17 protein-coding genes and 1 other RNA gene are annotated in these 19,752 nt (G+C 68.2%); 6 read left to right on the top strand and 12 right to left on the bottom strand.

Annotated features, from left to right (window positions below; all coding sequences use genetic code 11):
• The 7 genes from TX88_RS30000 to TX88_RS29970 form a co-directional block, all read right to left on the bottom strand.
• Window positions 1–386, bottom strand: a 386-nt coding sequence (locus TX88_RS30000; protein ID WP_044523549.1) for an LLM class flavin-dependent oxidoreductase, incomplete at its 3' end; no start/stop codon positions are given.
• A complete protein-coding gene (locus TX88_RS29995; protein ID WP_044523548.1) occupies window positions 383–1,012 on the bottom strand; it encodes a PaaI family thioesterase in 630 nt (209 codons plus the stop codon). The genes TX88_RS30000 and TX88_RS29995, both read right to left, overlap by 4 nt.
• 70 nt (window positions 1,013–1,082) lie before the next feature.
• Entirely contained in the window at window positions 1,083–4,088 is a 3,006-nt protein-coding gene (locus tag TX88_RS29990) for a bifunctional [glutamine synthetase] adenylyltransferase/[glutamine synthetase]-adenylyl-L-tyrosine phosphorylase (protein ID WP_110918230.1), read from the bottom strand.
• Window positions 4,089–4,124: 36 nt separating this feature from the next.
• Window positions 4,125–5,465: a type I glutamate--ammonia ligase gene (glnA, locus tag TX88_RS29985; protein WP_036449413.1), complete on the bottom strand. Its 1,341-nt coding sequence runs from the start codon at window positions 5,463–5,465 to the stop codon at window positions 4,125–4,127.
• Between the two features lie 51 nt (window positions 5,466–5,516).
• Window positions 5,517–7,028, bottom strand: coding sequence for an alpha/beta hydrolase (locus TX88_RS29980; protein WP_044524339.1), 1,512 nt, complete (start codon window positions 7,026–7,028; stop codon window positions 5,517–5,519).
• Between the two features lie 88 nt (window positions 7,029–7,116).
• On the bottom strand, window positions 7,117–8,634 hold the full coding sequence (locus tag TX88_RS29975; protein ID WP_244438708.1) for an alpha/beta hydrolase: 1,518 nt from the start codon (window positions 8,632–8,634) through the stop codon (window positions 7,117–7,119).
• A gap of 64 nt (window positions 8,635–8,698) precedes the next feature.
• Complete coding sequence (locus TX88_RS29970) at window positions 8,699–10,090, bottom strand: WS/DGAT/MGAT family O-acyltransferase (RefSeq protein ID WP_044523544.1); 1,392 nt, start codon at window positions 10,088–10,090, stop codon at window positions 8,699–8,701.
• Window positions 10,091–10,247: 157 nt separating this feature from the next.
• Here TX88_RS29970 and panB point away from each other — a divergent pair, with 157 nt between their 5' ends.
• Both panB and TX88_RS29960 read left to right on the top strand, forming a co-directional pair.
• Complete coding sequence (panB, locus tag TX88_RS29965) at window positions 10,248–11,105, top strand: 3-methyl-2-oxobutanoate hydroxymethyltransferase (protein ID WP_044523542.1); 858 nt, start codon at window positions 10,248–10,250, stop codon at window positions 11,103–11,105.
• A 97-nt stretch (window positions 11,106–11,202) separates the two neighbouring features.
• The gene (locus TX88_RS29960; protein WP_162563235.1) at window positions 11,203–13,041 is read left to right on the top strand and encodes a BamB-related PQQ repeat family beta-propellar protein; all 1,839 of its coding nucleotides are present in this window, start codon (window positions 11,203–11,205) and stop codon (window positions 13,039–13,041) included.
• Between the two features lie 26 nt (window positions 13,042–13,067).
• Here TX88_RS29960 and TX88_RS29955 read toward each other — a convergent pair whose 3' ends face one another.
• Entirely contained in the window at window positions 13,068–13,499 is a 432-nt protein-coding gene (locus tag TX88_RS29955) for a MarR family winged helix-turn-helix transcriptional regulator (RefSeq protein ID WP_044523539.1), read from the bottom strand.
• Between the two features lie 88 nt (window positions 13,500–13,587).
• Between TX88_RS29955 and TX88_RS29950 the strand changes: the two genes are divergently transcribed.
• Window positions 13,588–14,481, top strand: a complete 894-nt coding sequence (locus tag TX88_RS29950; RefSeq protein WP_044523535.1) for an oxidoreductase — start codon at window positions 13,588–13,590, stop codon at window positions 14,479–14,481.
• On the opposite strand, the gene TX88_RS29945 is transcribed toward TX88_RS29950, so the two are convergent.
• Window positions 14,478–15,263, bottom strand: a complete 786-nt coding sequence (locus TX88_RS29945; protein WP_044523530.1) for an enoyl-CoA hydratase/isomerase family protein — start codon at window positions 15,261–15,263, stop codon at window positions 14,478–14,480. The two genes, TX88_RS29950 and TX88_RS29945, sit on opposite strands and share 4 nt — an antisense overlap.
• A 10-nt stretch (window positions 15,264–15,273) precedes the next feature.
• Window positions 15,274–15,972: a TetR/AcrR family transcriptional regulator gene (locus TX88_RS29940; RefSeq protein ID WP_044523525.1), complete on the bottom strand. Its 699-nt coding sequence runs from the start codon at window positions 15,970–15,972 to the stop codon at window positions 15,274–15,276.
• Window positions 15,973–16,134: 162 nt separating this feature from the next.
• Here TX88_RS29940 and TX88_RS29935 point away from each other — a divergent pair, with 162 nt between their 5' ends.
• Complete coding sequence (locus TX88_RS29935) at window positions 16,135–17,634, top strand: CYTH and CHAD domain-containing protein (protein ID WP_044523524.1); 1,500 nt, start codon at window positions 16,135–16,137, stop codon at window positions 17,632–17,634.
• A 21-nt stretch (window positions 17,635–17,655) separates the two neighbouring features.
• On the opposite strand, the gene rnpB is transcribed toward TX88_RS29935, so the two are convergent.
• Window positions 17,656–18,041: RNase P RNA component class A (gene rnpB / locus TX88_RS32965), an RNA gene on the bottom strand.
• A 29-nt stretch (window positions 18,042–18,070) separates the two neighbouring features.
• On the opposite strand from rnpB, the gene TX88_RS29930 reads away from it, so the two are divergent.
• On the top strand, window positions 18,071–18,523 hold the full coding sequence (locus tag TX88_RS29930; protein ID WP_044523522.1) for a helix-turn-helix transcriptional regulator: 453 nt from the start codon (window positions 18,071–18,073) through the stop codon (window positions 18,521–18,523).
• 9 nt (window positions 18,524–18,532) lie between these two features.
• Window positions 18,533–18,967, top strand: coding sequence for a VOC family protein (locus TX88_RS29925; protein ID WP_044523521.1), 435 nt, complete (start codon window positions 18,533–18,535; stop codon window positions 18,965–18,967).
• A 31-nt stretch (window positions 18,968–18,998) separates the two neighbouring features.
• On the opposite strand, the gene TX88_RS29920 is transcribed toward TX88_RS29925, so the two are convergent.
• Window positions 18,999–19,752: SAM-dependent methyltransferase (locus TX88_RS29920; protein WP_162563234.1), on the bottom strand; the 754-nt coding region annotated here is incomplete at its 5' end.

The following is a 19,752-nucleotide window of genomic DNA, read 5'->3' as shown; positions in this document are numbered from 1 at the left end:
TGCCCCAGCAGCTCGAACTCCTCCTCGCACCAGCCGACCCCGATCCCGAGTTCCAGCCGTCCGTCGGCCAGATAGGCCGCGGTGCCAATGGCTTTGGCAGCCGAGTACGGGTCGCGCATGGCGGGCAGGTAGACCGTGGTGACGAACTTCAGCCGGGTGGTGACCAGAGCCAGCGACCCGATCATCACCCACGGGTCCGGCCAGTCGGTGAACGCCTCCCAGCGGCGCTTGCCGTCCTTGGTGTACGGATACGGCGTCTTCAGCGTCTCAAGGTTGACCACATGATCCGGGATGCCCATCCCGTCGTAGCCGAGATCGTCTGCGGCCCTGGCCACCTCGACGGCCTCCCGGGTGTCCATGAAGGCCATGCTCACGTAGATCTTCATCCGGCATCCCGTGCCCACGCCGGGGTGATGAAGACCCCTTCAGCCTCGACGGTGATTCCGTCAGCGTCGCTGATATGGCCCCGCGCAAAGGTTTTGACGCCCTCGGTCCGGTCGATGTAGGCCTCGGCGCGCAGTGGCCCCAGCGGCGTGCCCCGGCGGTAGCGGCACGTGATGGTCCCGGTGTAGCGCGGCTCGTGCAGTCCGCCGCTGGCCACCTCGCCGAGGATGTGGTCGAGCACCAATGCACAGATGCCGCCGTGCACCCAGCCCAGCGGACCCTCGTAGGCGGCGCCCAGCACGAATTCACTCCAGCAGCTGCCGTCCTCGGCGTGTTCGATCACCAGCGGCGGGGCCAGCGCGTTGCGCAATCCGACGACCGGATTCGCCCACACGACCGGCCGGTTCGTCTCGGCATGCAGCACGGCGTGCGGCCCGTCGCGCTGCTCACGGCGCAGCGAGGCGGTGACGGCTTCGACAGCCGCGGTCGCCTCGGCGATGGTCTGCGGGTCCACCTCGGTGCGCACTCCGGCGTCGACGAGTTCGCGCATCGCCTGGGCAAAGGGCTCGTAAAGGGCTTCGAGCCGATCGTGCTCGGCCGCGGTGATGACGTCGAACGTGTGCTTCATCCGGACTCCCAGTGAATTGGTTATATGCCCTTATTAACACCACCCACTGCGACGTCGTGCACGCGGGGCACTACTCCCCGCCGAAAATCTTCCGGACCACACCCTTCGCCCGCCGCGTCACCCGCAGATAGTTGTCCAGGAACTCCCCGCCGTCGTCGCTGCCCCAGCCGGCCGCCAGGGCCACCGCATTGAGCTGGCGGCCCGGTCCGGGCAGCTGGTCGGTGGGCTTGCCACGCACCAGCACCAGGGCGTTGCGCGCCCGCGTGGCCGTCAGCCAGGCATCGCGTAACAGCGCCACATCGCTCTCGGCGACCAGCTCGGCCGCACCGATCGCGTCGAGGGTCTGCAATGTCGAGGTGTTGTGCAGCGCAGGGAACTTGTGCGCGTAGCGCAGTTGCAGCAGCTGCACGGTCCACTCGATGTCGGCCAGCCCGCCGCGACCCAGCTTGGTGTGCGTGTTGGGGTCGGCGCCGCGCGGAAGACGTTCCGCGTCGACGCGGGCCTTGATGCGCCGGATCTCCTGGACGGCCTCGGCCGATACCCCACCGGAGGGGTAACGGGTCTTGTCGGCCATGATCAGGAAGCGTTCGCCGAGTTCGAGATCGCCTGCCACCCGGTGGGCCCGCAGCAGCGCCTGGATCTCCCACGGCTGGGCCCACTGCTCGTAATACGCCGCATACGACGCCAGCGTGCGCACCAGCGGTCCGTTTCGTCCCTCTGGACGCAGCCCGGTGTCGACCTCCAGCGGCGGATCCGCGCTCGGTGTCCCCAGCAGGGCCCTGACCTGTTCGGCGATGCTCACCGACCAGCGCACGGCGGCCGAGTCCTCGACGCCCGCGACGGGTTCGCACACGAACATCACGTCGGCATCGGAGCCGTATCCGAGCTCACCACCGCCGAGGCGGCCCATGCCGATGACCGCGATACGCGCGGGCACCCCGGATTCCGGTGTGTTGGCCCGGATCACCGCGTTCAGCGCGGCCTCCAGCACCGCGACCCACACCGAGGTCAGTGCCTTGCAGACGTCGGTCACGTCGAGCAGGCCCAGCACGTCGGCCGAGGCGATGCGGGCCAATTCCCGGCGGCGCAGAGTGCGCGCGGCGGCGATGCCGCGCACGGGGTCCGGGTGCCGGCCGGCAGAGGCCACCAATGCGCGGGCCACGCTGTCAGGATCGCCGTCGAGCAGCTTCGGCCCGCTGGGACCGTCGGCGTACAGCTGGATCACCTCGGGGGCCCGCATCAGCAGTTCCGGGATGTAGGCCGAGGTGCCGAGCACGCGCATCAGCCGCTTGGCCACCGCTCCCTCGTCGCGCAGGGTCGACAGATACCAGCGCTGCTCGGCCAACTCCTCGCTGATCCGGCGGTAGGCCAGCAGACCGGCGTCCGGGTCGGGCGTGTCCGAGAGCCAGTCCAGCAGGGTCGGCAACAGCACCTGTTGCACCCGCGCGCGGCGCCCGCCCTGGCCGGTGAGCGCGGCCAGATGCGTGAGCGCGCTCTGCGGTCCCTCGTAACCCAGTGCGGCGAGCTGACGTTCGGCCGCCTCGGTGCTCATGCCGGCACCGATACCCACCGCCGGCTGGCCCACCGACTCCAGCAGCGGCTGGTAGAAGAGCTTGGCGTGCAACCGCGACACCCGCATGCTCTGCCGTTTGAGTTCTTCGCGCAGCACGCCTTGGGCGTCGTGGCGCCCGTCGGGGCGCACGTGTGCAGCCCGGGCCAGCCATCGGTAGGCCTCGTCGTCGCTTTCGTCGGGCAGCATGTGGGTGCGCTTCAGCCGCTGCAGTTGCAGCCGATGTTCGAGCAGCCGCAGGAATTCGTAGGACGCGGTCATGTTGGCGGTGTCGTCGCGACCGATGTAGCCGCCCTCACCGAGAGCCGCCAGCGCATCGACGGTGGACGCCACATGCAGCGAGTCGTCGTTGCGCCCGTGCACCAATTGCAGGAGCTGGACGGCGAATTCGACGTCACGCAGGCCGCCGGTGCCGAGCTTCAGCTCCCGGGCCCGCACCCCGGCCGGGACGAGTTCCTCGACGCGGCGACGCATGGCCTGCACCTCGGGAACGAAATCCTCACGCTCGCAGGCGGTCCACACCATGGGCATCAGGGCATCGATGTAGGCCTTGCCGAGTTCGGCGTCGCCCGCGGCGGGACGCGCCTTGAGCAGTGCCTGGAACTCCCAGGTTTTCGCCCAGCGCTGGTAGTACGCGACATGGGATTCCAATGTCCGGACCAGTTGGCCGCGTTTGCCTTCCGGGCGCAACGCGGCATCGACCTCGAAGAAGGCATCGGCGGCGAACCGCATCATCTCGCCGGCCACCCGGGTCGCGGTCGCCAGGTTGTCGTCGCCGTCCCCGTCCGCGACGGACTCCCCCACGAAGATGACGTCGACGTCGCTGACGTAATTGAGCTCGCGCGCACCGCATTTACCCATCGCGACGACCGCCAGCCGGGGCTCCACCCCGTCCTCGCACACGACCCTGGTGGCCACCGTCAGGGCGGCACCGAGTGCCGCGTCGGCCAGATCGGACAGGTGAGCGGCGACCTCGACGAAAGGCAGCACCGGCTCGTTCTCGACGGTCGAGGCCACGTCGAGCGCGGCCAGGACCAGCAGGTGGTCACGGTAGAGATCCCGCAGGGCGGGCACGGCACTGCTTGTGCCCCTGTCGATCTCGGCACCGCGGGCGGCAGTGGTGAAGACGCGGTGCAGCTCCTCGACACCGGGGAGCACGACGTCGCCGGTCAACAACCGCCACGACTGCGGGTGGGCGACGAGGTGGTCACCGAGGGCCAGGGATGACCCCAGCACACCGAACAGCCGGCCCCGCAACGCCCGGTCGGTCAGCAGTTGGCGGTTGAGCTCGTCCGCGTCGGGCCCCAGCGCATCGGCCAGCCGCACCATCGCCAGCAGCGCTACGTCGGCGTCGGGAGCGCGCGACAGCGACCACAGCAACTCGACGTACGCCTCGGTCTTCCAGCCGAGCTGTTCGAGGTGGGCCGCAGCCTGCGGATGGACCAGACCGAGCCGACCGACGCTGGGCAGTTTCGGGCGATCGGTTGCAGGCTTGGGCACGTTCACGACGGTAGCGCACGAAGCTCCGGCGCCGCCCCCGACTCAGAGCGACAGGTAGTTCTTCAGCTCGTAGGGCGTGACGTGGCTGCGGTAGTTCTCCCACTCCGCGCGCTTGTTGCGCAGGAAGTAGTCGAATACGTGCTCCCCCAACGCTTCCGCCACGAGCTCGGAGTTCTCCATGGCCTCCAGCGCGTTGCCCAGGCTGGACGGCAGCTCGCGGTAGCCCATGGCGCGCCGCTCCTCGGGCGTCAGGCTCCACACGTTGTCCTCGGCCTGCGGGCCGAGCACGTAGCCCTTCTCGACGCCCCGCAGACCGGCGGCCAGCAGGACCGCGAAGGTCAGGTACGGGTTGCATGCCGAGTCGGGGCTGCGGACCTCGACGCGCCGCGACGACGCCTTGCGCGGGGTGTACATCGGGACCCGCACCAGCGCCGAGCGGTTGGCCGCGCCCCACGAGGCGGCGGTGGGCGCCTCGCCGCCGTGCACCAGGCGCTTGTAGGAGTTCACCCACTGGTTGGTGACGGCACTGATCTCGCTGGCGTGCTCCAGGATGCCCGCGATGAAGGACTTGGCCACATCGGACAGCTGCAGCGGGTCGTCGGGGCTGTGGAAGGCGTTGGTGTCGCCCTCGAACAGGCTCATGTGCGTGTGCATGGCCGAGCCGGGGTGCTCGCCGAACGGCTTGGGCATGAACGACGCCCGCACGCCGTCGGCCAGGGCGACCTCTTTGACCAGGTACCGGAAGGTCATCACGTTGTCGGCCATCGACAACGCGTCGGCGTAGCGCAGGTCGATCTCCTGCTGGCCGGGCGCGCCCTCGTGGTGGCTGAACTCCACCGAGATGCCCATCTGCTCCAGCGCCTCGATGGCGTGGCGACGGAAGTTCGGGGCCGAATCGTGCACGGCCTGGTCGAAATAGCCGCTGTTGTCGGCAGGCACGGGCACCGACCCGTCGTCCGGGCCGGGCTGCAGCAGGAAGAACTCGATCTCGGGGTGCACGTAGCAGGTGAAGCCCAGGTCGCTGGCCTTGGCCAGCTGGCGGCGCAGCACGTGCCGGGAGTCGGCCCATGACGGTGAGCCGTCCGGCATGGTGATGTCGCAGAACATGCGGGCCGAGTAGTGCTTGCCCGCGCTGGTGGTCCAGGGCAGCACCTGGAAGGTGGAGGGGTCGGGTCGGGCGACGGTGTCGGATTCCGAGACGCGGGCGAAGCCCTCGATCGAAGAGCCGTCGAAACCGATGCCCTCCTCGAAGGCGCCTTCGAGTTCGGCGGGCGCGATCGCTACCGATTTGAGGTAGCCGAGGACGTCGGTGAACCACAACCGAACGAACCGGATATCGCGTTCCTCCAGGGTGCGCAGCACGAATTCCTTCTGGCGGTCCATGCCCGCAGCGTAGGCATCGGCTGTTAAATCTGTGTTACAGCCCTGGAAGACTTAGCAGGAGAGGTCGCCCGGAGACGTTCCGTTGACGAAGAAACCCAGCACGGCGGTGTCCACGCAGGCGTTCCCGTTGAACACCACGGTGTGTTGGGTGCCGCGGAAGGAGATCAGCGCCGCGCCCATTTGCCGGGCCAAGTCCACGCCCGCCTGATACGGCGTGGCGGGGTCTCCGGTGGTGGACACCACCACGACCTTGCCCGGTCCGGGCCCGGTGACCGGGTGCGGCGCAGAGGTGGCAGGAACCGGCCACAGGGCGCAGATGTCGCGGGGCGCGTATCCGGTGAACTCTCCGTAGGCCATGAACGGTGCCACAGCCCGGATCTGCTGATCGGCGTTGGCCCACACCGCCGGGTCGGTGGGGAACGGCGAGTCGACGCAGCGGATCGCGGTGAAGGCGTCCTGCATGTTCTTGTAGTGACCGTTTTCGTCGCGGCGCCAGTAGTCGTCGGCGAGCAGCAGCAGGTCACCGGCATCGGTGCCGCGCGTCAACCCGAGCATCCCGCTGGTCAGGTAGGGCCAGTACCGCGCCGAGTAGAGGGCGTTGCCGGTACCGGTGATCGCGTCGGCGTAGCCGAGTCCGCGCGGGTCCGAGGTGGTGCCCGGCGTCGTCGTCAGCGGATCCACCAGTCGCTGGAACCGGCCGACGAACTGGGCCGGATCGGTGCCCAGCGGGCAGTCCGCCGATTGCGCGCAGTCCGCGGCATAGGTGTCGAAAGCCCTCTGGAAGCCGGCGAGCTGGCGGATGTTCTTGGTGACGGGATCCAGGCTGGGGTCGATCGCCCCGTCGAGCACCATGGTGCGTACCCGGTCGCCGAACTGTTCGGCGTACGCGCCGCCGAGCTCGGTGCCGTAGGAGAAGCCCAGATAGTTGATCTGGTTCTCCCCCAGCGCGGCCCGCACCGCATCCATGTCCCGCACCGCCGCGGCCGTGCCCACGTTGGCCAGGAACGGCGCGCCCATGCGGTCCAGGCACTGCTGGGCGAACTGGCGGTAGACGTCTTCGATGTGGGCCACCCCGGCCGGGCTGAAGTCGGTCAGCGACTCGCGGCGGTAGGCGTCGATCTCGGCGTCGGTGCGGCAACGCAACTCGGGCGTGGAATGCCCGACGCCGCGCGGATCGAAGCCGACGAGATCGAAATGGTCGGTGAGTGGTGAGCCGGCCAGCGCCGCACCCATACCGGCCACCGTGTCCACCGCGGAGGCGCCGGGGCCGCCGGGGTTGATGAACAAGGCGCCGATCCGGTCACCGGTGGCCGGTATCCGGATGACCGCCAATTGCGCTTGCGCGCCTTGAGGATCCGGGGAATTCCAGTCCAGCGGTACCGGGATGGTGCTGCATTGCGCGGTCGGGATCGCGGCCGGATTCTGCACCCAGCTGGCGCAACTCCCCCATTCCGGCCCCGATTCCGGAGCAGCCTGCGCGACCGGGCAGACCACGGCGGTGGCACCGAGCAGCACCGCCGCCAAAACACGTCCAGCCCTGCCCGCCCACCACACGGCAGTCATGGTCGCACGGCGGTCGGTACCGGGTCTGTGCCTGACGCCGACCAGAGATCGGCCGGAGACCATCCGGTGACCTTGCCGGCCCGATCGGTCAGCAGCGGGTCCCGGGCGGCGGCACCGTCACGTCGACGAGGTAGGTGGCGGCGATGTCGTCGATGCACTTGTTGCCCTGGAACACCACGGTGTGCTGGGTGCCCTCGAAGGTCACCAGGGTGCCGCCGAGCTGACGGGCCAGGTCGACACCGGCCTGGTAGGGCGTCGCCGGGTCGTTGGTGGTCGACACGATCAACGTCGGGGGCAGCCCCTTCACCGAGATCTCGTGCGGCTTGCTGGTCGGCGGCACCGGCCAGAACGCGCAGGTGCCCAGCGGGGCGTGTCCGGTGAATTCGCCGTAGCTCATGAACGGCGCCACCTCGCGGGCCCTTCGGTCCTCGTCGACGACGGTGGCCCGGTCGGTGATGGCGGGCTTGTCCACGCAGTTGACCGCGACGCGTACGTCGGTCGAATTGTTGTAGTGGCCCTTGGCATCCCGGCCCATGTAGAGGTCGGCCAGCGCCAGCATCACATCGCCGTTGCCGTTCTTCAGCCCGGTCAGGCCCTCGGTCAGGTGCCGCCACAGATTCGGTGAGTACAGCGGCAGGATGGTGCCCACGGTGGCGTCGCTGTAGCTCAGCCCGCGCGGATCCCGCGTCTTGGCCGGATGTTCCACCAGCGGGTCGACCAGGCTCTTGTACACCTCGACGGCCTTGGCCGGATCCGTGCCCAGCGGGCAGTCGGGGTTCTTGGTGGCGCAGTCGGTGGCGTAGTCGTCGAAGGCCTTCTGGAATGCTGCGGCCTGACGGATGTCTTCTTCGACCGGATCCGCATTGGGGTCGACGGCGCCGTCGAGGATCATCGCGCGGACCTTCTCCGGGAACTGCTCGGCGTAGGTCGCACCGATGCGGGTGCCGTAGGAGTAGCCCAGGTAGGTCAGCTTGTCGTCGCCGAGCGCGACCCGGATCGCGTCGAGATCCTTGGCGACGTTCTCGGTGCCGACGTTCTCCAGGAAGTCTTTGCCCATCTTGTCGACGCAGCGCTGGACGAAGTCCTTGGTCTCCTTCTCCAGGTGCTCGACGCCCTCCGGGGTGTATTCGACCGTCGGATCGGCGCGCAGCCGGTCGTTGTCCTCGTCGGAGTTGCACCACACCGCGGGCGTCGAGGAGCCGACGCCGCGCGGGTCGAACCCGACGATGTCGAACCGGTCCTTGACCGACTGCGGCAGGCCGGACAGCAGGGAGACGGCCGATTCCACCCCGGACTCCCCGGGGCCGCCCGGGTTGATCACCAGCGAGCCGATCTTCTGCCCCGCAGCCGGGAAGCGGATCATCGCCAGGCGGGCGATTTCGCCCTCTGGCTTCGAGTAGTCGACAGGCACCGACAGCAGCCCGCATTCGGCGTTATCGGGGATCTGCGCGTGGTCACCCGATCCGGCGTTGCACGGCAGCCATTGCACCGGCGTGCCGGGCCGTGGGACCGCAATCTGGGCTTCCCCGTCGACCACCTGGGTGCAGCCCGCCGCGGCGACCGCCGTCGTCGCCAGCAGCGCGCCGAACCTCATCCTGAACTTCATGGCTGACCATGCTGCCATGGCACGACATCGCCGCAGGCCCGGCCTATCGCGACGCGCGGTGGCACTATCGGGTAGCGGCGAGGAGTTCTTCGAGCGCCACGTGGAAATCGTCGGCCATGTCCCACAGGTCAGGCAGCAGATCCGGGCAGGACATGATGCCGACGTCGAGCATGCCGGTCAGCGACATCACGGTGATGTTGAGACCCGATCCGTGGAAGATCGGGCCCAGCGGGTACATGGCCTTGACCTCACAGCCCAACATGTATAGCGGCTCCTGCGGCCCCGGCACGTTGGAGATGACGAGATTGTGGACGGGTTTGGCCCCGGACAGCCGGCTGGCCGCGTACACCCGCATCGCGGCGCCGAACACCGCGGGCGCGGCGAACTGTGTCCAGTCCTGGAGCAGCGTCGCACCGATCGCGGAGCTGTGTTGCTTGGCAACCGAATTCGACGCGGCGATGGCCCGCAGCCGCTCGGCCGGATCGTCGATGTTGGTTTCGAGCTTGGAGAACATCCCCGACACCTGATTGCGCCCGGGACGGTCGGAACGGTCATGCACGGACACCGGCACCATCGCGACCAGGGAGCTGTCCGGTAGTTCGCCGCGGTCGTGCAGGAAGGTACGCAGGACGCCGGACACCAGCGCCATCACCACGTCGTTGACCTTGACGTCGAAGTGGTTCTTGACGGTCTTGATGTCCTCGAGATCCAGCTGGGCGAACGCGACGCTGCGCTGCCCGGTGATGTTGGTGTTGAACGCGGTCTTCGGTGCATTGAACGGGGCGGCCATCGCCTGGCCGTTGAAGGCCCGGCGCACCGTGTCGATGACGGTGCTCGCAGTCGAGGGCAGCACGTTGGCCAACTTCAGTGGGCGGGCCACGAACCTGAGCGCACCGCTGATGGCGATCTCTGCGCCGGTGGCGCCGCCCACCCCGTCGACCGGCTCCGGCGGCGGTGCGTCCGCCTCGGTGGTGCACAACTGCGACATCAGATTGGCACCGGTCACCCCGTCCACGCCGGAATGGTGCACCTTGGTCATCAGCGCCAACCGGCCGCCGGCATGGGCGTCGGTGCCCGCCACGTTCTCGATGACCCACATCTCCCACAGCGGCCGGGTCCGGTCCAGCGGCAGCGAGGCGATGTGGCCGCAGATCTCGGACAGCTCGGCCCGCCCGCCGGGTGCGGGGAGGCCGATCCGGTGCAGGTGCCTGCTGACGTCAAAGTCCTTGTCCTCCACCCGCACCGGATGGTCGAGATTGAACCGGCTGTCGGCCAGTTTCTCCCGGAATTGCGGCATCGCCTTGACGGTCAGCGACAGCGCGTCACGCAAGCGGTCGAACGTGTAGCCGCCCGGCATGGTCGACGTGTCCAGTTCGAGCACCGAGCACACGTGCATCGGCTGCGCCGCGGTTTCGAGATACAGGAAACTGGCGTCGAGTCCGCTGAGCCGTTGCATGCCGCTGATGTTAGGTCGCGACGCTGAAACTGTGAGGAAATCCACTCGAACGTCGCTTTTGCCTTCATTCCCTGCGGTGGCAGACTGACAGAGTCCGACGAACCCGGGGACCGCAGAGCGGCCTCGAGGATCGAACCGACCATCACAAGGGACGACGATGTCTGAACAGTCTGTTTATGGTGCTTCCGAAACCGCCGCGGAGTCCGTGGCAGCCAAGCCGCGTACCAAGGTCCGCACGCTCACGCTGCAGAAATGGAAGTCCGAAGGCCACAAGTGGGCGATGCTCACCTGTTACGACTACTCGAGTGCGCGCGTGTTCGACGAGGCCGACATTCCGGTGCTGCTCGTCGGCGACTCGGCGGCAAACGTCGTGTACGGCTACGACACGACCGTGCCGATCACGATCGACGAGCTGATCCCGTTGGCCCGCGCGGTCGTCAAGGGCGCCCCGCATGCGCTGGTCGTGGCCGACCTGCCGTTCGGCAGCTACGAGAGCAGCCCGGCCCAGGCACTGGCCACCGCCACCCGCTTCATGAAGGAGACCGGCGCGCAGGCGATCAAGCTGGAGGGCGGTGAGCGGATGGCCGATCAGATCGCGACGTTGTCGGCCGCCGGCATCCCGGTGGTGGCGCACATCGGCTTCACCCCGCAGAGCGTGAACGGGCTGGGCGGGTTCCGCGTCCAGGGCCGCGGCGACGCCGCCGAGCAGACCATCCACGATGCGATCGCCGTGCAGGAAGCCGGTGCGATCGCGGTGGTACTCGAGATGGTGCCCGCCGAGTTGGCGACCCAGATCACGGGCAAGCTGACGATCCCCACGGTCGGCATCGGTGCCGGCCCCAATTGCGATGCCCAGGTGCTGGTCTGGCAGGACATGGCCGGGCTCACCAGCGGCAAGACCGCCAAGTTCGTCAAGCGTTTCGGTGACGTGGGCGGCGAACTGCACCGCGCGGCAGCGCAGTACGCCAACGACGTGGCGACCGGGGTGTTCCCGGCCGAAGAGCACAGCTACTGATTTCTCGCGCCGAGATCAACGAAAACGTCGCTGCCCAACGGATTCAGCGACGTTTTTGTTGATCTGGCGCTGCCCTGGCGTGTGTGACGATGAGCGCGTGAGCAGCGATCAGAACATTCCCTCTGACGGCACCACACCGAGTCGAATCGGGTCATTCTCCGCCGGTGCCGCGGTGGTTTGGTTCGTGTCGGCAATCGCGCTGGCAATTTGGAGTCGCCTCGACGCCAAGTTCGGCGTGGTCGGTGATCCACCACGCCCGCCGAAGGTTGATCAGCACCCGTGGAACTCGGCAGCCTTTCTCTCGGTGTCGGCAGCGATCGTTGCCGCACTGCTATTACTCGCCCTTTTACGCACCCGGCGGGCACGACGTTCCGGTCAACCGCACCGCTGGGCCACCGTTGGTGTCCTGGCGGTTGTTGCGCTCGTCTTCCTCGCCGCCTTCAGCACCGGCGCATTGGGCTACTTCCGCGATGTCATGCGTGAAGGCCCCATCACCGCGTCACTGCCCGCGGCCGTGGGTGCCTGGGCGCTCACCGTCGCCGGCGCGGTCGCTGCGGTGTTCGCGGCCTTTGGGCTGCCGTGGTGGACGCGGCGGGTCGCTCCGATGCTCGGCGCCGGAGTAGTCGTCGCCGTGGTGGCATCTGCGGCGGTGACCGTCGCTGCGGGGTTCGCCGGTAACGACGGCAGATTCATCGACGCGACCACCGCGAACCAAGTCGACGTTCCGCCGTACCCGATTGCGCTCGGTCAACACAAGTTCACCGTGAAGCTGCCCGCCGCGCGCCCGGCCTTCGACGAGCGAAACTACGAAATCTGGCCTGCGGGGCCGGGTTTCGTGGTCAGTTACGCCGGCGCCGTGACGGCTTATGGGGCCGACGGCAACGAGCGTTGGCATTACCGCAGGACGGGACCGGCAGAGTCGACCATGTCGGCGCGGGTCTACGACCAGGGCGCCACCGTGGTCGTAGCGGACTTCGGCGCAGCGCCAGCCCGTTCACAGCGCGCGGAATCTGTTCTCGTGGGTATCGACGCGATCACCGGGCAACACCTGTGGACACGCCGCGACGCCCGGTTGACGTCGGCATTCCTCGCTAAGTCAGGCCTGTATGACGCCGATCCGTTCCTCGTCGACCGCACCGACGAAACCTGGACCCGGTTCGATGCCCGCACCGGGGAGGCCATGTGGTCCGTGACCAATCCCCGGGGTGATTGTTCTGAGCAGCGCGCCGCCGATACCGGCAACCGGCTCACGTCGCTGTTGTGGTGCGAGCGCGAGACCGAGGGGCATCGCGTGGTGGACCACCGGATCCTCGCTGCCGATCCGCGGAACGGTGAGAAACTCTGGGAGTTCACGTACCTGCCGGACGTATCTCTCGATGACGAGTCCTGGCGAGATTTCTCGATCTACCCATTTCCGACCGGCTCGGCCGGGATCTACCTGGAGGTCAGTGCAAACGATCCGCAACGCGCGACCGACTACTACGTCGATCCGGGCAAGAAGCTCATAGTGCCGCTGCCGGCGGATGTCGACGCACTGACCACACCGGCTCCCGCAGAAGACTTCCTGGTCCGCCACAAACGCAATCCACCCACAAGGGACTCCGTACTGTCGGTGTACGGCAGTGACGGAAAACCGCGATGCAACACCACGACACCGATATATCCCGGAGGCAGGCTGCTGCCCAACCGCAGAGAGTCCAGAGTCGGCTACGTCGCGTTGCGTGACGGCTTCGTCTTGTCTGATTTCAGCCGGGACGTCAGCCACGACCCGAACGGACCGTCTTTCCTGCGGATGTTCAGCAACACAACTTGTCAGCCGGTCGCCGAAGTCCCCTTCGATGCGAGCCTCGGACTGGTGGCCGCCCCCGGCGTCCTGTTGGCACTACGCCAGGACGTCCCCGACATGGAGACCGTCGTGATCGAGGGCTACGCCTGAGCTCTTTCTCGCGACCCTGCTCGGCTTCAGGCCAGCGCGTCACCGAGTTTGTTGAGTAACCGGGTCAGCGCTGCCTTGTCCTCACTGGTGAGGCCGGCGAACATCTCGTGTGCAGCGGCGATGTAGTCGGCCCGCCAGTGCCGGGCTTGCTCCTGCCCCTCGGCCGTCGTCGTCAATCGCACTGCGCGGCGGTCGTTTTCATCGGGGGTACGGACCACCAGCCCTTCCCGCACCAGAGCCTCGACGAGGGTTGATGCGGTGGCTTGGGTGACACCGACCGCCCTGGCCACCTCGGCCGAGCGGACCGGCTGCATCCGTTCGATCTCGGCGAGCAGCTTGGACCGTGGGGTCGACACACCACGGTCGCCGAGGCGCTCGTCGAATGCGCGGACAACGGACTTGGCAGCGCGCCCGAAGGCATCGGCCAGTTGCGCCGCGCTCCGTTGCTCGTCGTTCACGACGGTTCTCCTCTGATTCGTTGACAGAGAATATCAGTGCTCATATAGTTTGATCTCATATAGTTAGAGATCTAACGAAAGGTCCGCCATGACCTACCCACAGACATTCTCGCTAGGGTCGCGGGTCGTCCGACGTGTCGGATTCGGCGCGATGCAGTTGCCCGGGCCCGGGGTATTCGGCCCGCCGCGTGACCACGACCAGGCGGTCGCGGTGTTGCGCCGCGCCGTCGACCTCGGTGTCGACCACATCGATACCGCCCAGTTCTACGGGCCCGATGTCGCCAACGAACTCATCCGGGAGGCGCTGTACCCCTACCCGCAGAACCTGGCGCTTGTCACCAAGGTCGGTGGCAAGCGCGACGCCCAGGCCAATTGGCTCCCGGCGCAACAACCCGCCGAACTGCGGCACAGCATCGAAGAGAACCTGCGCACCCTGGGGGTCGACCAGCTTGCCGTGGTCAATCTGCGGCTCTTCGGGGCCGACATCGGAGGTCCCGCCGAGGTCGACCAGGAGCTGTTCGAGCAGCAACTGGACACCCTGATCACGGCCCGCGACGAAGGCCTCATCGCAGGCATCGGGCTGAGCAGCGCCTCACGCGAGCACGTGGAGATCGCGTTGGAGCGCACCGAGATCGCCTGCGTGCAGAACGCCTACAACCTCGCCGACCGCACCTCGCAGCCCGTGCTCGACCTGTGCGTCGAGCACGACATCGCCTTCGTCCCGTTCTTTCCGCTGGGTTCGGCGTTCGCCGCGGACAATCCGGTCCTGGGCCATCCGACGATCCGGCGGGTGGCCACCGAACTGGGACGTACGCCGGCGCAGATCGCGTTGGCATGGACGTTGAATGTCGCGCCGAACGTGCTGCTGATTCCCGGGACGTCCTCGGTTGCCCACTTGGAGGAGAACCTGGCCGTCGCAGATATCGAGCTGCCGGCCGATCTCACCATCGAACCGGCTGCTGCCGGCCCGGCGACCGGCTAGGCGAAGTCGGGCTTGCGCTTGGCCAGGAACGCGTCGACGCCTTCGCGGCCGTCGGCGGAGTTGGCCCGCTCGGCGATGAACCGGCCTTCGGCCGCCATCTGCTCTTCGAGGCTGTTCTTGAACGAGGACACCAGCAGCGACTTGACCGCACCGTTGGATCCGCCGGACCCCGCCGCGACCTGCTCGGCCAGTTTCGTGGCCCGGGCGGCGAGTTCGTCCCCGGCGACCACCTCGGTGATCAATCCCCAGTCCTGCGCCTCGGCGGCCGAGAGCGTGCGGTTGGTCAGGATGAGCTCCTGCGCCCGGCGCAGTCCGACCAGTCGCGGCAGGTGGTAGGAAGCGCTGCCGTCAGGGCTCAGCCCGACCTTGGTGTAGGCCATGGTGAAGGTGGCCGATTCGGCGGCCAGCACGAGGTCACCGGCCACCGCGAGGCTGAACCCGGCGCCGGCGGCGGTGCCGTTGACCGCGGTGATCAGCACGGCGTCCATCCGGGCGAACGACGAGATGGCCTGGTGCAAATCGTCGGCGACGCCCTTGATGAACCGGCCGCGGTCGGGCGCGGCGGCGAACGACTTCAGGTCGCCGCCCGCGCAGAAGAACCGGCCCGCACCGGTCAGCACCACGGCCTTGGTACCGGGCGTGTCGCAACGCCGGGCGGCGTCGGCCAGTTCGCGAGTCATGGTGTCGTTCATGCCATTCGCGGCATCCGGGCGGTTCAGCGTGATGTGCGCGACGGCGCCGGACTGCTCGAACGAGATGGCTTCATAGGTGGGCTCGGTCACGGCCCGAACTCTAGCGGGCCGGGGATTGCGGCGGTCGCAGCCCCAGCCGGGCGGCGGTGGCGTCCTCCAGCGGGCCGAATTCACCGTCGAATCCGAGGATCCGCAAGGCCCCTTCCCCGATTGCCCAGGGCTGCGCGGGCGCGCTCTCGACATCGTCGGAACGGCTGTTGACCACCGATTCCACCAATCGGAACGGCAGGTCGGCGGCGTCGGGCGGGCCCGCGCATTCGGTGATCACCGCCTCCGACAGCCTCCGGTACACCTCGCGCAGCTCGGCGCGGCGGCGGCGGAACGGTTCGAACCGGTCGGTGCGCAGCTCGGGAAGCAGGTACAGGGCACCCAGATTCCACCGGCCCGCGCACAGCTGGTGTGCATCGGCGACCGCGAGCGTGTGCAGGTGCTGCGGCGCCGGCCCCGCGCTGTCGAGCAGCTCGGCGCCCAGGCGAAGGGCATCGTCGACGGTGCCGGCCAGCAACGCATCGAGAATGTCGTCCTTGGTGGCGAAATGGTGATAGAGCGAGGCCTGCCGGACCCCGACTTCGTCGGCGATGCGCCGTGTCGAGGTGCTGGCGTAGCCGTGGGTGGTGAACAGCTCGGCGGCGGCATCGAGGATCTGTTCACGGGCCGTCGTGCCCGGTCGGCGTGGCCGCTCCAGCCGCGGGCGTCCGCGCCCGGCAGCGGCGTTCGCCGGTGTCGTCTCAGCCCCCATGTCAGCAACAGTAGGAGACTCCGAACGACATGACCGACAGCGCGGTGGGGACACCGGCAAGTCTTGATGTTGCTGTGACCAGACACCGGTCGTGACACCCATCCGGATATGGCACGCTGGTGCCATCCGATCTCCCGCCTCCGGTGCACAGCGAAGGTGACTATGGCCCCCGGCAAATCCAAGACCGCGAGGTACACCGAAATCGAGCGGAAGTTCGCGGTCACCGAGAACACCGTCTCGCCGTCGTTCGAGGGGCTGTCGGCCATCGCCGAGGTCGCCCGCGTGGAAACCCAGCACCTGGATGCGGTGTACTTCGACACCCCGAATCGCGACCTTGCCGCGCACCGCATCACGCTGCGGCGCCGCACCGGCGGCAGCGACGCGGGCTGGCACCTGAAGCTTCCGGCCGGCGTCGACACCCGCACCGAGGTCCGCGTGCCGCTGGGCACAGCAACCGACACCGTGCCCGAAGACCTGCGGGACATCGTGCTCGCGATCGTCCGGGACCGGCCGCTGTCCCCGGTGGCCCGGATCAGCACCGAACGCAACGTGCAGGTGCTGCGCGGAGCCGACGGCGTCGGCCTGGCCGAGTTCTGCGACGACCGGGTGACCGCTTCGGTCACCGGCGAGGAAGCCGATGCACAGAGCTGGCGGGAGTGGGAGCTGGAGCTGCTCACCGCCGATGTGCCCGACGACCTGATGGACCGGCTGTCGAACCGGTTGGCGGATGCGGGCGCGGAACCGGCCGGGCACGGTTCGAAGCTGGCCAGGGTGCTCGGCACGGATGTGGCCCCCGCACCTGCTCCCCCGGCCGATCCGGTGCACCGGGCCATCGCCGAGCAGATCGAGGCGCTGATGATCTGGGACCGTGCGGTACGCGCGGACGCCTACGACTCGGTGCATCAGATGCGGGTCACCACCCGCAAGATCCGGAGTCTGCTGCAGGAGTCCAAGGACGCCTTCGGCCTCGACGACGACGGCTGGGTGCTCGACGAGTTGCGTGCGCTGGCCGCCGTACTGGGTGTGGCCCGCGACGCCGAGGTGCTGGCCGAGCGCTATCAGCGCGCACTCGACGAGATGCCCGCCGAGCTGGTCCGCGGGCCGGTTCGCCAGCGGCTGGTCGAGGGCGCCAACCGCCGCTACACCGCGGGCTGGCGGCGTTCCCTGCTGGCGATGCGCTCGGAGCGCTACTTCCGGCTGCTGGACGCGCTCGAGGAGCTGGTCAGCGCCGAGCAGCCGGAATCCGCCCACGCTGCAACGAAATCGGTGAACATCGACGCGGCGTACAAGCGGGTTCGCAAGGCCGCCAAGACCGCCGCCGCCGCCGACAGCGATGCCGAGGCCAGCGCAGAGGAGAAGGACGAGGCGCTGCACCGAATCCGCAAGGGCGCCAAGCGACTTCGCTACACCGCGGCGGCCACCGGGGCCGAGAAGGTCTCCGACCGCGCCAAGAACATCCAGACCTTGCTCGGCGATCACCAGGACAGTGTGGTGAGCAAGGCCCATCTGAGCACGCAGGCCGACGCCGCCCATGCCGCCGGTGAGGACACCTTCACCTACGGGCTGCTGTATCAGCAGGAAGACGACACCGCCCAGGAGTCGCGCGCACAGCTGCAGGATGCGCTCAAGCAGTTGGACAAGGCGGTTCGCAAGACCCACTAGGGGCCGGTTGCGGAGCGGGGGCGAACGAGTTGGCCTCTAAGCCGGATTCTGTCCCTCACCCCGGAAGGTGAGGCGGCGACCATCCATCTGGACACACCGTCACCGGGTGCCTCAAGCGGCCTACCCGCAGGCTCGGGCGAGCAGCCCTCAGGCGCCTGCGCGACCGCAACCAGGTTGCGGCCTTCTTGGCCTTGCTTCGGGTGGGGTTTGCCTAGCCACCCCGGTCACCCGGGGTGCTGGTGCGCTCTTACCGCACCGTTTCACCCTTACCATTTCTGGCGGTCTGTTTTCTGTGGCACTTTCCCGCGAGTCACCTCGGATTGCCGTTAGCAATCACCCTGCTCTGTGAAGTCCGGACTTTCCTCGACCCCGGTTTGCACCGGTGCCGCGGCCGCCCGGCCAACTCGTTCGCGCTGATCACCGTACCCTTAATCGCATGGTCCAGGTGCCACCGGCACGATATTTGCTCCGTGCGAAGGATCTCGCGGACGCCCGTTACGCGGATCCGATCACCGTCGACGACCTCGCGGCGGCCGCCGGATTGTCCCGGGCGCACTTCAGCCGGATGTTCACCCGCACCTTCGGTGAATCTCCGCGGGCCTACCTGCAGAGCCGGCGCCTCGAGCGGGCCGCGGCGCTGCTGCGCAACACCGACCGTTCGGTCGCCGACATCTGCGTGATGGTCGGCCTGCAGAGCGTCGGCTCGTTCACCACGAACTTCGCGCGGGTGTACGGCAAGCCCCCGGCCGCCTACCGGGCGAGCCTGCCGCCGGCCATGCTCCGGGCCCCGGTGCCCAGTTGCATCCTGGCGCGCGACACGCGGCGTCCCCACGCCGGCCGGCCCAAGACAGCACAAACGGAGAAGACGGCCGGACCGGACCGCACGTAGCGTCGGGCCATGATGAAAATCGCATACACGCACTTGTGGGTTCACGATCAGGAAATCGCGCTGAAATTCTGGACCGAGAAGGTGGGAATGGAAGTGCGCGAGGACGTTTCGTTCCCCGAAGAGATGGGCGCATTCCGGTGGCTCACGGTCGGCCCGCCCGGACAAGACGAGGTCGGCATCGTGCTGATGGCCGTGCCCGGCGAGCCCGTGATGGATGAGCAGACGCAGAAGCAGGTCCAGGACCTGACCGCAAAGGGCTTCGCCGGCACGGTGTTTCTCACCACCGAGGACTGTCAGAAGAGCTACGACGAGCTGACCGCGCGCGGTGTCGAGTTCACCGAACCGCCGAACCAGATGCCCTACGGCATCGATTCCGGCTTCCGCGATCCGTCCGGTAACAGCATCCGGCTGACCCAGCGCACGGACATCCCCGCCACCGCATAGCCATTGGCCTTGCGGCGGCGGGGGCCGCCCGTCACCGCCGCCGCAGCACCATCACGTTGTCGATCAGGATGCCGGGCTGCCCGTCGGGCCCCGTCGCCTCCCGCTCGTCGGTTCCCACCCGGATCCGTTCCCATTGCGCGTCATCGAGGTTCAGTGATTCGACGACGTCATCGGCACTGGGGAAGGCGAACTTCCGGACATGCTCGGGGGCCCAGGGCGGCGCGGCACCGTGATCGACGATGACCAGCAGGCCGCCGTCGGCCACCGCACCGGCGGCGCGCCGCAGCAACCCGGCGCGGTCCATGGCGATCGGTGACTGCAGGAACTGGGCCGAGACCAGGTCGAAACGGCCCGACGGCAGACTCTCGGACAGGTCATGGCGTTCGAACGTGATGCGGTCCGCCACGCCCCGTTCCTGCGCCTCGGCCGCCGCCCGGGCGAGCGCGGTGTCGGAGACGTCGACGCCCGTTACCTGCCAGCCCTGCTCGGCCAGCCAGACGGAGTCACCGCCCTCGCCGCAGCCGAGATCCAGCGCCCGGCCCGCCGGCAGGTCCGCGGCGATCTTGGCCAGTTGGGCGTTGACCCGTCCGCTCCAGATGCGGCCCCGCTGCCCGTAATGCCGTTCCCAGTACTGGGCGGTGACGGCCGTCTGGGCGGGCCACGGCGGTACCGGGAGCCCGACGTCCTCGCCGAGCAGGTGCTGCACGACGGCGGCGCCGGCCTGGCTGCCCGATGCCACCGCCGTGGCCACCTGCGGCATCTGGGCACCCAGGTCCCCCGCGGCG

It is taken from the genome of Mycolicibacterium septicum DSM 44393 (assembly GCF_000455325.1).
In the GTDB taxonomy this organism is placed as follows: Bacteria; Actinomycetota; Actinomycetes; order Mycobacteriales; family Mycobacteriaceae; genus Mycobacterium; species Mycobacterium septicum.
Note: the sequence above shows the minus strand (reverse complement) of the source record. Positions and strands in the feature narration are given on the sequence as shown.